At 60.9% G+C, this 16,137-nt stretch carries 7 protein-coding genes; 4 read left to right on the top strand and 3 right to left on the bottom strand.

All coding sequences use genetic code 11. The features are described 5' to 3' along the window. A partial coding sequence (locus AC6FTP_RS20650) for an MFS transporter (protein ID WP_497208800.1) occupies positions 1-524 on the bottom strand: 524 nt, incomplete at its 3' end. Between the two features lie 348 nt (positions 525-872). Between AC6FTP_RS20650 and AC6FTP_RS20645 the strand changes: the two genes are divergently transcribed. From AC6FTP_RS20645 to AC6FTP_RS20635, 3 genes are all read left to right on the top strand, one after another. Further along, positions 873-1,595, top strand: a complete 723-nt coding sequence (locus AC6FTP_RS20645) for a DUF1353 domain-containing protein (RefSeq protein WP_497208799.1) — start codon at positions 873-875, stop codon at positions 1,593-1,595. Between the two features lie 107 nt (positions 1,596-1,702). After that, a complete protein-coding gene (locus AC6FTP_RS20640) occupies positions 1,703-3,184 on the top strand; it encodes a DUF1501 domain-containing protein (RefSeq protein ID WP_497208798.1) in 1,482 nt (493 codons plus the stop codon). A gap of 58 nt (positions 3,185-3,242) precedes the next feature. Then, positions 3,243-6,833 carry a DEAD/DEAH box helicase gene (locus AC6FTP_RS20635; protein ID WP_497208797.1) on the top strand — a complete coding sequence of 1,197 codons (3,591 nt, stop codon included), beginning with the start codon at positions 3,243-3,245 and terminating at the stop codon, positions 6,831-6,833. Between the two features lie 108 nt (positions 6,834-6,941). Here the strand turns inward: AC6FTP_RS20635 and pbpC are convergent, their stop codons facing one another. Next, positions 6,942-9,260, bottom strand: coding sequence for a penicillin-binding protein 1C (gene pbpC, locus AC6FTP_RS20630; RefSeq protein WP_497208796.1), 2,319 nt, complete (start codon positions 9,258-9,260; stop codon positions 6,942-6,944). Between the two features lie 9 nt (positions 9,261-9,269). Further along, positions 9,270-15,131: an alpha-2-macroglobulin gene (locus AC6FTP_RS20625; RefSeq protein WP_497208795.1), complete on the bottom strand. Its 5,862-nt coding sequence runs from the start codon at positions 15,129-15,131 to the stop codon at positions 9,270-9,272. Between the two features lie 288 nt (positions 15,132-15,419). Here AC6FTP_RS20625 and AC6FTP_RS20620 point away from each other — a divergent pair. Next, the coding region (locus AC6FTP_RS20620) for an alcohol dehydrogenase catalytic domain-containing protein (protein ID WP_497208794.1) at positions 15,420-16,137 on the top strand (718 nt) is incomplete at its 3' end.

The following is a 16,137-nucleotide window of genomic DNA, read 5'->3' as shown; positions in this document are numbered from 1 at the left end:
TCCTCGGCCAAGGGCCCACCGATCAGGGCACCGCCGCCGAAGCCCATGATGGCCATCCCGGTGGCCATGCCAGGGCGGTCGGGGAACCACTTCATCAACGTGGACACAGGGGCGATGTAGCCCAGCCCGAGTCCGATGCCGCCGATCAAGCCATAACCGGCATAGAGCAGCCAGAGCTGATGATATTTCACCGAGAGGGAGGCGAGCACGAGCCCGGTGCAGAAGCAAATCAGGCTGGCGAGCATGGTCTTGCGCGGGCCGCTGCGCTCCACCCACTTCCCAAACACGGCGGCTGAGATGCCGAGCAGGGCGAGCGCGATGGAGTAGGCCACGCCGACATCGGCCTCGGTCCAGTCCGCCGGAGTGGAGGCGGTGATGCCGAGCACCTTGGCGAGCGGCTTTTTAAAGACACTGAACCCATAGACCTGCCCGATGCACATGTGCACGGCGATGGCGGCGGGGGGGACAAGCCAGCGGCTGAACCCTGGCTTGGCGATGGTGGCTTCGCGGGAGAGGAAACTCATGGTGGTCGGGAAAGACGACGGTTCTAGCGGATCACCTTTCCTCCTGGCAATGCATTCCTGCATTTTCCATGCGATTGCCGCGAGTGATTCCTCCATCTTGCCGTCACTGAGGCTTTGCAGCATCACTTGGCGCTGAAGCTTTTTTCCGCCGTAGCACGACTTTACAAGTCGTCAGCTGGTGCGGCTAGATTCCATCTCGCCCGTCTCCGCCCCGGAGTTGGAAACTCGTTCTAGTACGGAGCGCTCCGCCATGAACCAAGCTCTGTGGCACGTGAAGCCTCAAGAACGGTTTTCGCCATCCAAACCTCTTGCGAGACTTCCGGGAATCAGGCTAAAGGCGGTGCCAGCATGACTCGCCTCTTTTCTCTCCTGCCACTCATCGCCGCCATCGGCCTATCCTCCTGCTCGACGAAGCAGTTTTATGCCAAGGTGACTCCGGGGCGGATCGTGGGGAATCCCTATGTGAAGTGGGAGCAGCCAAACCGCTTCGAGCTGGAGAACCGGGGGGCGAAGGCCTTTGCCTTTTGCCGGGCCAATGGAGAGATCATCTGCCCGAAGCCGATCAAGACGGACGGCGGCAGCATCCCACGCGCACTCTGGAACAAGAAGGGCTACTCGCCCTGGACCTATGCGCCGGGTTACCTGATCCATGACTGGCTTTATGAGGCGCATCGCCAGCGGAAGCCGGGCGGGATTTCCCCGCAGGGAGAGCTGCTCTATTATGACAAGGAAAAGGCGGACTGGATCCTGGCGGAGGTGATCAAAACGCAGATGGAGAGTGATCTGAAGGCGCACAATGACCCGAACACGGGCCGGCTGGCGGCGATCTACTGGGCGGTGAAGCGCTTCGGGAACAAGGCATGGAATGGGGAGCCGAACCCGGTGGAAGAGTCGCCCCTGACGCCGATGATCTACTCAGCGGCGGGCAATCTGCCGCTGCTGCCGACGCTGCAGGCGCTGCAAACCGAATTCATGACCCTGCCGCCGAGTGCGCCCGATGAGCTGGCCGGATCGCGGACACCGGACTGGGAAGTGGCGAAGGAAAAGAAGCCGCCAACCGAGGCGGAATGAGGAGCCGCGGATCGTGACCGGATGGAGCGGGCGGGCAGGTCATTGGCACAAAACAGAGCGTCGTGGCAAAACCACCCTGCCCTGTCACGTTGGACTCCCAAGCCCGCATGAACCCCATCGAACACCAGATCCTGCAAACCCGCCGTGAGTTCTTGACCACGAGCGCGAATGGCATCGGCATGATGGGCCTCGGGGCGCTGCTGGCGCAGGAGGGCATCCTCACGGCGGACACGGTGGCGAATGCCGACCCGCTCCAGCCACGCGAACCGCATTTCCCGGCGAAGGCGAAGAACTGCATCTTAATTTTCATGGAGGGCGGGCCGAGCCAAATGGATCTCTTCGACCCGAAACCGAAGCTGAACGAACTCAATGGTCAGCCTCTGCCGGACAGCATGACCAAGAACGTGCGCTTTGCCTTTATCCGCAAAGAAACCGCGCGGCTCATGGGATCAAAGCGTGTCTTCAAAAAGCACGGGCAGAGCGGCATGGAGTTCAGCGATCTGCTGCCAAACATGGCGCGTCATGCCGATGACTGGCTCATGATCCGCAGTCTGCACACGGATCAGTTCAATCACCATCCCGGCCAGCTCGTGCTGCATTGCGGACGGGCGCAGTTTGGTCTGCCGACGATCGGTTCGTGGCTGAATTACGGGCTCGGTAGCATGTCGAAGAACCTGCCAGGCTATGTCGTGCTCAGCGCCGGACGCGGCACCAGCGGTGGAGCTTCCCTTTGGCAGAGCGGCTTCCTGCCATCGTCGTATGCAGGCGTGCTTTTCCGCAATCAGGGCGAGCCGGTTTTGAACCTAAAGAACCCGCCCGGCATCCCCATGGCGCTGCAACGCAAAGGTCTCGATGCCCTGATGGAGCTGAATCAAAGCCGCTACGATCAGTTCCGCGATCCCGAGATCGCCAGCCGCATCGCCGCGTATGAGCTGGCCTTCCGAATGCAGGCCGCCGCGCCGGAGCTGATCGACATTAAGGACGAGGATGCCAAGACGCTGGAGATGTATGGCGTGAACCGCGCCGATGCACAGATCAAAGCCTCACGCGGTGGTGGTCCTGGCCAATACAAAGCCTTCGCCACGAACTGCCTGCTCGCCCGCCGACTCGTCGAGCGTGGCGTGCGCTTCGTCAGCATCATGCATGCTTCGTGGGATCATCACTCGAACCTCGACAACGAGCTCGCCTACAACGCAGGCATGGCCGATCAGCCCATCGCCGCGCTTTTGACGGATCTCAAACAACGCGGCCTGCTGGACGACACCATGGTTGTCTTTGGTAGCGAGTTTGGCCGCACACCGCTCGGCGAAAACCGAGGTGGCAATCCCGACGCGACAGGCCGTGATCATCACCCTTTCGCCTTCACCATGCTCGCCGCAGGCGGTGGCCTGAAAGGCGGCCTCACCTATGGCGAGACCGACGAGATCGGCTGGGGCATCGTTCGCGATCCCGTCGATCTCCATGACTTCCACGCCACGATGCTGAACCAGTTCGGCTTTGATCACCTCAAACTCACGCATCGCTTCAGCGGTCGTGATTTCCGGCTCACCGATGTGTCGGGGCGGGTGATCAAAGAGTGGATTGCATAGGCGAAGTTGAGGCATGGCTTGGATTGACGGAATGGGCTTTCGTGTCGTTTGATAAGACATGCCGACAGCCCAGGAAATCTTCCTCACCACAGAGCAGCATCAGATGCTGGAGTCTGCACTGCTGGACCACCCACAGGCCGTTGTGGGACGCGGAGCGGAGCTCATGCGTGAACGTGCGGTGCGCAGTCTGTCGTGGATCGTTCCAGGACAAGTGATCGAAGCAAAAGTGCAGGGTGGACACCTCTACACCACCCGGCTCACCTTTGATGATGACTCGGCCATCACCGACTGTACCTGCGACTACGGAGAGAACTGCAAACACGGCGTGGCGCTCGTGCTGGAACTACGCAAGAACGCAGGACGTCGCACGAAACCCGCGGGACCAAGCACCGCCGTCGCTGCAACATTACCTGCCCCTGATCCCACTTCGATGGCAGGCCTGGTGACCGAGAATCTGGGCAAACCATTGCCCATCGCTGCGCGGACCTTTTTGACCAACCTGGAGAAGTGGAGAGAAGGCGGGCAGCACCTCATCGATCAGTCGCTGCTCCAGCAACTTTGCGGCCGGAAGAACTACTGGGGCTACGGGAAGGTGGAAGTCTATCCTGCGGAATCACCACCAAAGACAGTTTGGGAGTTCCTAGCCTACTTTGCCTATGCGCTCCGGCGCTGCCAGCTCTCCATGCCGGAGCCTTTGAATGAAGCCGTGGATCTGAAGCTGCAAAAAAGGCTCATCACGGAATGGGAGAGGGTGAAGGAAGTCGCGCAATGGCGGCAATCTCTGGCGCAGTGGCAGGAGTCATCGACGGATGAAGAGCCGGAAGCCCCTGAATTGCGGCTGCAATTGTTTCCATCGGCGGCGGTCGTGCAGGTGCGGCATCCAGGAGAGTCTGAGTTTGAAAAAACCTCGCAGAAGCTGCTGAAGGAACACTCCTGGAAAACGGCCTACCAAGAACCGAAAGCCCCTCTCAGTGCAGGCTCGAATCTGGTGCTGCGCGCTGCTGCCGATGATCATGGCAATATTCGTGGTGTTGAGATCGCAGCCATGTCGCCTGCTCTTTGCAAGAGCCTGGCTCAGCTCATCAGCAGTGGCTCGGATCAGTTTCATGCGCACGTCTGTGGTGCCGATGGCGAGCCTCTCACCTTTGCCGAAGAGCCTCTGCAATGGAGTCTGACATCCCCCAAGGAACCTCACGGTGACTACTCACTGCGCCTGCTGAATCATGTCGGCATATCCCCACCGCCACCCGTGGCCATCCTCACGGGCAGTCCGCTGCGCTATGTCACAGCAGAGACTATTTACACACTGCCCTACTGGCCCTTTGGCAAAGAGCGCATGACCTGGCCTGTCAGCATCCCCGCGCAGGCCATCGAATCTCGCGAAGGCATCAGCGCTCTCGGCAAACTCGGTGTCAGCGTGCCCGAGCGGCTCGCTGGCAAAGTGAAGCTCGTCAAAGCCAGCATCGACATCCGCTGCAAAGTCGCGCACCCACCTGGAGCCAGCAGTGACTACCTGCATGTCTCTGGCAAAGCCTCGTATCAAGGCGTGCAGGAAGACAGCCAGTGGAATGGCCATGCCTGGCAGGCTGCCTACACCAAGCTGACTGCCGCCAGACCTGCCAGCGATGAGTTTGTGCAGATCGACAAGTCTGCCATGCCCGCCACCGGAGCCTGGCTGCGGCAGATGCCGATGAAGCCAGCGGCAAGCGTTGATAATCATCTCTGGGTGGAGCAGCGCATCGTAGGCAAAGACTGGCCGGATCAATTCATCGCATGGCTGGATCGCCGACCCAAAGGCATCGTCGTGGAGCTGGACAAAGAACTCATGAGCCTGAAGAACGGTCATGTGGCAGGACAGATCAGACTGGATGTCGAGGAATCGAAGACCGGCATGGATTGGTTCGACCTCAGCGTGGCGCTGCACATCACCGACACCACGCTGAATCAGGAAGAGATCGACCTGCTGCTGAAGTCCAAGGGCAAGTGGGTGAAGCTGAAAGGCAAAGGCTGGCGCAAGCTGGAGTTCACCTTCACTGAGGAGCAGCAAAAGGAACTGGCCGAACTCGGCCTGGCCGTGAACGACTTCGACGGCAGCAAACAAAGACTCCACGCGCTCCAGCTCGGCAGCTTAACCAAAGGCTCTGCTCTCTTACCAGCCGAGCGCGCCGAAGAGGTAAGACGCCGCGTGGAAGAGATCCAGACCCGCGTCACGCCCGATCTCCCAGCCGCCATCACCGCCACATTGCGCCCCTACCAGCTCAGCGGCTTCCATTTCCTGGCCTACCTCACCGCCAACCGCTTCGGCGGCGTGCTGGCCGATGACATGGGACTTGGCAAGACGCTGCAAACCCTCGCCTGGATCGCCTGGCTGCGCACCGAGCAACAGGTCACGGCGCCCATCCTCGTCGTCTGTCCGAAGTCTGTTCAGGACAACTGGCGCGCTGAGGCCGAACGATTCTTCCCCAGCCTGCGCGTCGAAGTCTGGAGCCGCGAGACAGCGGGCAAAGTGGGCCTTCATGGCGAGGCCGATCTGCTCGTCATCCACTACCCGCAGCTCCGAATCCATGAAGACCTGCTGCGCAAGGTCACCTGGGGTGCCGTGATCTTGGATGAAGCCCAGGCCATCAAAAATCCCACCTCCCAAAGCACCCAAGCTGCCTGCGCCCTCGTCGCGCAGCATCGTCTCGCGCTCACCGGCACGCCGATTGAGAACCGCCTGCTCGATCTCTGGTCCATCTTCGCCTTTGCCATGCCCGGCGTGCTCGGCAATCGCGCCAGCTTTGGCCGAAACTTCGATGGCAAGGAGGACCCGCTCGCCCGTCGTCGGCTCGCCGCACGCACGCGTCCCTTCCTGCTGCGCCGAACCAAGAAAGAAGTCGCGAGCGATCTCCCCGACCGCATTGAAGAAGACCTCATCATCGAACTCGAAGGCACGCAGGCAGCGCTTTATCAGGCTGAGATCAAACGCGCCCGCGCCCAGCTTCTGAAAGCCGAGACCAGCCAGCAGCTCGACAAACTCCGCTTTAACATCCTCACCAGCCTGCTGCGCCTGCGCCAGATCTGCTGCCATCCACGGCTGCTCGGTTTGGAAGAAGCCAAGCCCAAGAAAGGCGACAAAGCAGCACCAGCCGTCGAAAGCGCCAAGGTAAGCGCCCTCATGGAACTGCTGGAGCAGCTCATGGAGGAAGGACAGAAGGTGCTCGTCTTCTCCCAGTTCGTCGAGATGCTGGAGATCATCGAGGAAGAGATCGCCAAACGCGAATGGCGCAGCTTCAAGCTCACCGGCCAGACCGAAGATCGCGGCACATTGGTCAAAGAATTCCAAGCCCACGAAGGCCCCGCCACCTTCCTCATCAGCCTGAAGGCAGGAGGCTTCGGGCTCAATCTCACCGCCGCCAGCTACGTCGTGCTCTTCGACCCCTGGTGGAATCCCGCCGTCGAAGCCCAGGCCATCGACCGCACCCATCGCATCGGTCAAAAGCAGACCGTCTTCGCTTACCGACTCCTCATCAAAGACAGCATCGAAGAAAAGATCCGCCTCCTGCAAAAGAAGAAAGGCAACCTCGCCAACGACATCCTCGGCGAAGAGAACTTCGCCCAGGCGCTTACATTGAATGACTTCCACTTCCTGCTCGGCGGGGAGTCGTAAAACGAGTTTTCAACTCGTACACTGGTGCGGTGAGTTTCCAACTCGCCCATGCCCCCTCCGAGTTATAAACTCGGCGCACCAGTGTACGACTTTCAAAGTCGTTCTACCTCACGGCACCATCTCTACACGCACCTGCACAGCGGCACTCCGGCCCTGATCATCAAGCACGTGGACTCGCCAGCGGCCGGGCTCAGCCTTCCACATCAGCGGTGAAGCGGGATCGGTGGAGCCCAGGAAGCGGCTGTCGGCAAACCAAAAGAGCCGATTGACTCCAGGAGCCACATCGGCACGCAGCGGCACAGCTCGCCGATCCACGGACGAGGCTTGCAAGGTGTAAACCAGGCTGGATTGAGGAGACACGATCTTCGGCGCACCAGCGGAGTCCGCGCGGTCCAAAGCACCAGCACCGGGTTCCATGGGCGGCGGGGATCGACGCGGAACACCTGCGCGGCGAAATAGCTCAAGCATGTCCGGTGGCCAGAATTCAAAGACTTCACGACGGAGGGTTCTGCGTCCATCCTCGGAGGCGACGCGCAAACCGGACACCGAATCGATCCAGGCTTCCCGATGCACTTCGCAGGCGGTGATGGGCGAGATGCCAGGGATGAAACCACCCAGCAAGCGATGCTGACAAAGTGGTGTCGGGATCTGGCCGGAAACCGCACACAGCTCTACTTCGGTCACATGTGGGGGTTTGATCTCCGGCTTCAAAGGCAGCCGCAGATGCCGAAAGACCTCGAACATCAATGGCGCGGCACATTCCCGCGCGATGAAGGCAGGATTCCCCCGCCCATTGAAGTTGCCGATCCAGACCACGAGCACGTGATCACCGCGAATGCCCGCCGCCCAAGCATCACGGAAGCCATGCGAAGTGCCCGTTTTCCAAAGCACCGCCGCATCGTCCAATGCGGCCTCGCCTTCGCGGGTGCGCATCATCTCACGCGTCAGATAGCGCGCCTCTTCCGTGAGCAGTGGCACCTGTTTGATCTCAGGACTTCCAGGTTTGGTCACCACGGGCCGCGCCACGCCATCATGAGCCAGCAGGCAGTAAAGCGACGCCAGCTCCTCCATACTCACCTCAGCACCACCGAGTGGCAGTGCCAGCCCGTAATGCTCAGCAGGCTGAGGCAGTGACACACCGGATGCTTTGAGAAAGCCATAGAGCCCCGGCGCTACGAGCTTCTGCGCCAGCGACACCGCCGGGATGTTTCGACTGTGATAAAGCGCATCCTTGGCCGAGATCGGGCCGGAGAACTGGCGATCAAAGTTCTCGGGATTGTAGCCACCGAAGGATGTCTGGCCATCACGCAGCAAGCTGTGTGGATGAATCAGCCCCTGCTGCAGCGCGAGTGCGTATATGAATGGCTTCAGGGCTGATCCTGGCGAACGACGCGCCAGCACACCATCGACCTGCCCCTGAATCGCCACATCGAGAAAGCCACTGGAGCCCACATAGGCTAACACCTCACGCGTCGAGGCTCGCACGAGAAGCGCGCAGGCATTGGTGATGCCGACCTCCCGCTTCCTTCCGATGTAATCTGCGAGGGCATCTTCGACACCGGGCTGGAGAGTCCTTTTCAGAGTGGACTGAACTGGCACCGCCGAATCCTCACGAGATAGCGTCGATGACTCGGCGAACAAACGCCGTGCCAAATGGGGAGCCTCGCGCGGAGGCGGCTGCAGTTGTTTCAGTTGGAAACTGGCATCCAGCGGATCGCTTTCCATGCCCTTCACCAGACGCAGTCGCTCCCACAACCGATGCTGCGCGTTCATCAGGCTCGCATTCGAACCTTCGGCACGTGGGCGACGGCGTGTCGGACTCTGCGGCAGCACCGCCAGCGCCACAGCCTCGCGCAAAGTCAGCTCGGACGCGGCCTTGCCACACCAGAGCAGACTGGCTGAGCCGATGCCCTCCACATTCCCACCGTAGGGTGCCTGATTCAGATAAGCCTCCAGGATGGCCGCCTTGTCATGATGACGCTCCATCTGAATCGCACGGAAGATCTGCACCACCTTCCCCCAGGCGGAACGCGTGCGCAGGCCATGACGCAGGCGTGCCAGTTGCATCGTGATCGTCGATCCACCGCCACGAGCTGAGCCGCTGACCGCCCCCCAGGTCGCCCGCAGGAGCGAGAGTGGATTCACCCCCGGGTGCTCATGAAAATGCCGATCCTCCAGCTCCAGAGTCGCCTCGATCAAAAGCGGACTGATCTCCGCCAGCGGCACATGACGCCGATACTTGCCATCCGCCGTCAAAGCCAGATGAACGAGCTGCCCATCCCGATCCAGCAGTGTCCGCGAAAAGCGAAAGCCCTCAGGATAAAGCCCCGCGTCTGGAAGCAGCGCATACACCAGCGCCAGCAGCGCCAAACCCATTGCCATCAAGCGCAAGAGTCGGTGTTTGTAGAGGCGGCGCAGAAGCTTCATAACCTCGCCTCACTCCACCTCCACCCTTCCGCCACCATCCCGTGCATTCACGGCGCGGTCATACATGGCCTCGGCGAAGATGGGAGGGATGACGTAGCTGCCAGCGGCGATGGGTTTGATACGATAGGCGAAGGTCTTGGCCTCGCCTTTGGCTAGGGAGCAGAAGAAGATGTTTCGATCTTCGCGGACATCGACGAAGTCAGCTCCGGGCACAGTGCCACGTCCGGGGCGTAGGCCATCCGGTTCGAGTTCGAAGCTGCCGGGCAGGAGATCAAGAACTGCGAGGTTGTGCAGGGACTCGGGCGAGATGTTGCGCACGCGCAGCCGCACGAGCACACCTTCACCGACCTTCAGCTTTTCCATGGGCTTGCCATCGGCATCGAGGATCTCGCGGAAGACGTCGAGTCCATTGGCGAGCCGTTCCTTGGGCACGCCGAGATCGAAGCCCGTCTCAGTGACCTGATAGAAGGCCCCCAGATCCGAGCCTTCCTGCTGCAAGCCAAAGCGCAACGTGCCTGCCAGCGGACTGAAGGCGCTTTGCAAAAGGCCCGTCTTTGCCGGAACGATCTCCACCGGGGCACCTCCCTGCCGGGCGATCTCACTAAGCGAGACTTTCACCTGCGTCTGACGAGCGAGATCTGAGTAAGCCTTCAGCGCGAGAATGCTGGTGGCGGCACTGATTGTGTTGAAGCGACTCGACATCGGCTCTGTGATAATGGCGAGATCGTCGTAACCAAAAGCGCCCGCCTTCTCGGGGAAGTGTCGGCAAACCAGGGCGAAACCTTCGGCGCGGCTGACCTGAGGATCAGCGCCGTAGTGGCCTGCCCAGCGGGCGGTCATCCGGCTCTGGCGCACACTCTTCCAATAATCGTCGATGAGTCCCTGCGCTTCCTTTTGCTGCTTCAGCAGCGCGTAAGTGCCTGCGAGATAGGCACTGACGAGATGAGAGCGCCAGACGGCATCCTGATGCTGAGTGCGCAGATGATCTCGCAGATTCAAAACCTGGCTGGAGGTGTTTTCTCCATGACGTGTCAGGAGGTAAATTGCCGCCGCTTGGATGACTGCGTCATCGAGGTTGCTCACTTCCGCTCGGGCAAGCTGCTTCATCCGTGCGCGGGCTCCATCCAGCAAGGCAGTGGGAACCGCATGACCCGCGTCACGGGCTTCGGTAAGGAAGCGCGTGACATAGACGGAGAGGTAATCCATGCCGCCATCGGCGTCAGAGTCCCAGTAGCCAAAGCCTCCGTTGCTATTCTGTCGGCTGCGGAGGAGCTGGAAAGCAGTGTCGAGCTGCTGAGCGGACTCTGCGGCATCGAATCCGAAGTCAGCCTCCTTCGCGAGCAGCAACCTTGAGATAGCGCGACTCGTGATCTGCTCGGAGCATCCATAAGGATACTCATGCAAATACGACTCCAGCCCGCGTGCCAGGCCCAGCGGCAAAGTGGAGACAGTGGCATTCAGCTTCCGATGCTCCGGGAACATCTGGCGCTGCACTTTCACATCCTTGGATGGCTCGCGGAACCAACCGCTCTGCACATTCGTCAGATAAGGTGCCGCCGGACGCACGCTCAGCGTGGCTCGACGCAGCACCGTTTGACCGGCTGCCTCGGCTTTGAAGGTCATCTCGGCACCACCGAGTTCCTCCTTCACACGCAGGCGGAAGCGCACTGTATCTTCTTTGCCTTCGCCGATGTTCAGCGTGCCCTGCGGTGACTCGATGACTTCCAGATGCGGCGTGACCTGGGCCACGATGGAGATGGGCTGCTGTGCTTCCGCTCCTTCCAGATTATTCGCCACCGTGAGTGAGGCGGTGAACTCATCTCCCGGCGCGGCAAAATATGGCACGTTTGGCGTCAGCACGAGTGGACCCCGCACGATGCTGCTGGTCTCCGCGCGGCCCACACCATCCGCAGCCACGGCCACCGCCATGACATTCAGCTTTCCGGCAAAGTAATCGGGCACGGTGTAGGCAACCTCGCGACGTTCGGGTCCGGCTTCGATGAGTCCGCTCCAGAACACGACTGGCGGTTCGCGGCGGCGCTTGAAGGGATTCAAACCGAGACGCAGTGGCTTGTCGGCATCGCCACCATAGGCCTTGGCTTTCGAGATGAAACTGAACTCGGGAATCAGCAGGTCCATCATCTGCTCCGTCTGCACTTCCAGCGCACGCTGACGATTCAGATGTTCCAGCGGATCAGGGAGCTGATAGTCGCTGATCTGGTGGATGCCTGCATCCACGGCATACACGACGATCCGGCAGGGCTTCGCGGCCTGATAGCCAATCTTCAGCTCTTCGCCTGGCTTCACTTTGGCGGGAGCATCCAGCGTCAGAGCGATGCGGCGTTTGTCTGGGTTTGCCGTGAAGTGCGCCACGGCATAGCTCAGCGGCGTGGTGAAGATCTCGGGCGAGTCGAGGCCGCGAACAAACGAGGCGTTCAGATACGTGGAGCCTTCGATCTCCGCAGGCAGCGTGATGTGCTGCACGCTGGCGGGTGTGCCAGATTTAAACCACTGCCAGCCCAGCACGCGCTCACGCTCCAGAGTCAGCAGGCCCGCGCCCGTGTAGGCCGCGCTCAGGCTGGCCTCCAGCGATTCACCGCTGTTCCACGTTGCCTTCGCCAGCTTGATGCCCAGTTCGGCGTCACGCTCCAGGCTGCGTCCGGCATCGCCTTTGCCCACCACATTGAAGACGGTGCTGCACACGACGCGGTTCTCCACATCTCTGAGTTCCAGGCGAAACTCTCCTGCCACGGCGGTGGGCAGCGTGAAGGCGGCTCCAGCAGCAGGCAGCGTGAAGGGACTCTCGTTCACCGTGCTTTCGCGCCGTGTGGAGACATAGGCGTAGCTGCCGCTATCCTGCTTCGTCAGCACGGAGACATGGCGGATCTGCACGATGCGCGCCGTGAGTGCAGGCGCAGCCACCGGTTTGACATCAGGACCGAGCGCCAGGAAGCGCACGACGGCCTGCGTGTCCTTGCCGAGGTAGTCGAGCGTAGCTTCGGGCTTGTAGCCGATGACATACGGCAAGGCAGCGACGAGGAAGTTTTTGCCCACACGCACACTGCGCCCTCCGTCTGGCTCGAAGGCCTCGATGAGCAGGCTCGCCTGGAAGCAGCTCTGGTCGAAGCGCTCCATGCCGAGATCAAAAATAGCCTCGCCTGCCTCATCGGTTTTCTTTTCGCCCAGCTCCACCTTCTGCCCCGGCTCCAGCGTGTGCTCATCCACGAGCGTGGTCATCGGCAGGCGATTGTGAAAGGTGTAGTCGGGATGCTGCGCAAAGGCGAAGTCGCCCGGCGTGAGTTCGAGTCTCGCCTTCAGCACACGATCCGCCGCGTTAAAGCCGAACAAGGTTTGTAGCTTCACCTGAGCGGAGATGCCCTTTGGCTGAAGCCAGCCCGCGCCGGTATCGCCAGCGAGGGCGACATCCAGCTTCATGCGATCAGGCTGGAAGTCCTCCACACGAATCACGGCCTGGCCGAGCCGGATGCGCTCTTCATCACGCACGAGGAAAAGACGTGCGACGTAGCGCCCGGTGGGATCAGCTTCATCCGTCTTGGTCGTGGCTTCGATGAAGCCATCAGCGCTGAGAGCGAGCTTCTGCGTGTCGATGACTTCGTCCTTCGAGTTCATCACCTGAAGCTCCAGCGGCAGTCCCGTGAGTCCGGCCAGCCAGTCACGACGCTTCACCACGGCACCGATGTGGATGGCATCACCCGGGCGATAGATGCCGCGCTCGGTGAAGACAAAAGCCTCCAGCGCTTCGCCTTCCGAAGCCAGCACACCGCCGATGTCAAAGCGTGAGAAGTCGAGCAAACGATCAGGCCGCTCAAAGGGCAGGAAAGCGAGGTCATTGCCAAGCGAGGCCACGATGGCGACGGGCTTTTTCTCCCGCTGGAAGTTCTCCAAACTCGGCAGCAGCGCATGACCATCAGCCGTGGTTTGTTGCAGCAGATACTCGCCGTTCTTGGCCAGCACGGTGATCGTGACCGCATTCACCGGATCACCGGATTGAATGCTCTGCACGAAGACATCGCGACTGCCATCGGCATTCCGTTTCACCATCAAACCCAGGTCGGTGACGAGCACGAATCGACGCGCCTGCGTGTCACCATCCACCACAGACCAGTCATCCTCCACGGCATCGCCTTCGAGCCGCTTCTTTGAACCTTCCGTCGGCTCCACGCCCTCGGTCGTGACAAAGAAAAGTCCGCGCGACGCATCAGGATCACTGCTGTCAGAGCTTTGCAGCGCACTGCCAAAGTCGAGCACGCTGTAGCAGGCCTCGTATTCATTTTTCATCGCCACGGGCTGCACACGGCGGAGAAAGCGGGCGATGTTCGATTCATCAAAACTGTCTCCCATGACGAAGTAGGGGCTGGCAAAGTCACCCTCGGTCATCACCACGAGGTGATTCACCTGCCGGGCAGGCACGCGCGCCATGGTCACGCGCAGATTCGGCACGCCTCGTGATTTCACCGAGAGCTTGCGCTCGCCATTCAGAGCCAGCACGCCGCCTTTGCCGAGGAGTTGCACCTCCTTTGGGAAGTCGGGCACGCTTTCAAAGGCACGGAACTCTTTACCCAGTCGGAAGCCACCCAGAGCCTCCACACCTTTGCCGATGCGGATGAAGAGACGGCTCTGCTTTTCGCTCAGGAATTTAAATCCATGGCGCTTCGTAGCAGGTGAATCATCGCTCAGCTCCAGCTCCACGGGCTTCAGCGTGAGTGGCGCATACTGACGCAGCACATCCTCGGTCACATCATTCACGCCGGGGCTCACACGCTTGCCCAGCGGATCGGCGATGGTGAAGTTCGGTGGCTCCACCCAGACGCCGAGTTTTTTCATCAGCGACTCCGTGGTCACATACCCTTCGGTGTGGACGAAAAGGAACTGCTCGGGCTCACCTTCCTCGGTTTTCACGATTTCAGCGGAGGCGCTGGCGATCTGGAATCCACTCTCGATGTCCGGCACGCTCACCTTGCTCAGCAGATCCTTCCCCAGCGCTGCGCCACCGACCGTGCTGGCGAGTGCGCCCCGCAGGGTCACCTTCACGAAGTCCTCTTTCTCCGGCACCTGAATGCGGGCGCTGCGCAGCCAGAACTCGCGCTCATGTTTGCCCTCCACGACGGTGAAGAGCGCGTCCGGCTTCTGGCCTTTCCAGTCAAAAATCTTCGCCCCACCGATCACCTCCAGCCGCAGCGCATTCTGCACTTCCAGCTTGTTCAGCGGATGGCTCGACGAGTAGCCCACGACGATGTTTTGCACGCTCGGGTCGCGAGGATCGATCTGGAACTCGGACTCCGTCACGGTGATTTCCAGCGGCTTCGTTCGCCCCTTCCAGACTCGTTGATTCAAAGTCACCTCGGGTGGCAGTGCGGAGCCATCCAACCGCACTTCATATTCCTGTGCAGCAGGCCAGTCTCGGGCTGGACTGAAGCTCAGAACCTTGTCAGAGACCCATTTCCACTCACCCGCGTGCGGCGGAGAAAGCGAGACACCTGCGGCGGCTTTGCCCACGTTCTCCAGCTTTGCCACCGAGCCATCAAAGGTGACCGTCAGCGCCTGCGGCTGAGGTTTGCCTTTCACGATGGGCGTCACGCCGGGCATCGCCAGAGTGCTGCTGAGCTTGCGGACCTCCGTGAGCTGTCGCTCGCGTGGTTGATGTGATCTTTGCCACTCCAGCAGCGATGGTAGCGCGGCAGACACGAGCCCAGCAAAGACGATCAGCAACGCATACGTGCCCGGGAAGGTGCGCACATGATCATCTGCGACTCGGCCGAAGCGCGGCATCCACGCTGGCGGCTGGTAATGAAACTCGCCAAGCACCGCACGGAGCACCCGCGCGAACCACGAACCGGAGGATGGAGACATAAGAGGAAAAAGTCGGTCAGGGAGAATAATCCAAGTCCGCCATTCATGACGAGGAAACTGTGAAAATGTTCGATGTCGTGCGGGCACTTCGTGGCGGCAGCCGCAATGTGTCGGCGAGTCAGCCGATACCGAGGGATTGAAGTTCGCTGAGGGGAGGGAGACTGCGCGATCTGAAAAATAGAATTGCTGACTGCCTCGTGTTTCTATTGGATTGCATGAGTCGCTGCAGTTTAGCGAACTCGCTCCTCGAGAATCCTCAATGCTCTCTTTGACCCAGCCCCAAACGCCATGCCCACAGCCCTCGCCGCCGTCCTCTATGAATCTGGCAAGCCTCTCGTCATCGAGGAGGTGGAAGTGGCTGATCCGCAGGCGGGGGAGGTGATGGTGCGGATGAAGGCCGCCGGGGTCTGCCACAGCGATCTGCACGTGATGAAGGGAGACCTGCCCATGCCCACGCCGATCATCCTCGGACATGAAGGCGCAGGCATCGTGGAGTCCGTGGGTCCGGGCGTGACGAGCGTGGCTCCGGGAGATCATGTGATCCCCATCTGGCGCTCCTCCTGCGGTCGCTGCGACTACTGCCAGCAGGGCCGCCCGGCTCTCTGTGATCTCGGCACGGCGCTGCGCTTCACCGGGCTGATGCCGGATGGCAAGACGCGCTTCCGCAATGCCCATGGTGAAAGCATCCGCCATTACGCAGGGGTCTCCACCTTCAGTTCCATGTCCACCATGCCCGAGGGGGCGGTGGTGAAGATCGACCCCGAGTTCCCCTTGTGGAAGGCAGCCCTCATCAGTTGCGGCGTGATCACCGGCATCGGTGCCGTGACACACGCGGCGCAGGTGCGCCCCGGCGCCACGGTGGCGGTTTATGGCTGTGGCGGCATCGGCCTGAACATCATCCAAGGTGCCCGCATGGTGAGCGCGCGCCAGATCATCGCCGTGGACACGGTGGCTGGCAAAGAGCGCCACGCCCGCGTGCTCGGTGCCACGCACTTCATCGACAGCA

Origin of the sequence: Prosthecobacter sp., from assembly GCF_044378005.1 — a bacterium.
In the GTDB taxonomy this organism is placed as follows: domain Bacteria; phylum Verrucomicrobiota; class Verrucomicrobiia; order Verrucomicrobiales; family Verrucomicrobiaceae; genus Prosthecobacter.
Note: the sequence above shows the minus strand (reverse complement) of the source record. Positions and strands in the feature narration are given on the sequence as shown.

Excerpts from the sequence above, each read along its gene's own strand:
- AC6FTP_RS20645 (WP_497208799.1), top strand. The coding sequence starts at position 873 with ATGACTCGCCTCTTTTCTCTCCTGCCACTCATCGCCGCCATCGGCCTA.
- AC6FTP_RS20640 (WP_497208798.1), top strand. The coding sequence starts at position 1,703 with ATGAACCCCATCGAACACCAGATCCTGCAAACCCGCCGTGAGTTCTTG.
- AC6FTP_RS20635 (WP_497208797.1), top strand. The coding sequence starts at position 3,243 with ATGCCGACAGCCCAGGAAATCTTCCTCACCACAGAGCAGCATCAGATG.
- pbpC (WP_497208796.1), bottom strand. The coding sequence starts at position 9,260 with ATGAAGCTTCTGCGCCGCCTCTACAAACACCGACTCTTGCGCTTGATG.
- AC6FTP_RS20625 (WP_497208795.1), bottom strand. The coding sequence starts at position 15,131 with ATGTCTCCATCCTCCGGTTCGTGGTTCGCGCGGGTGCTCCGTGCGGTG.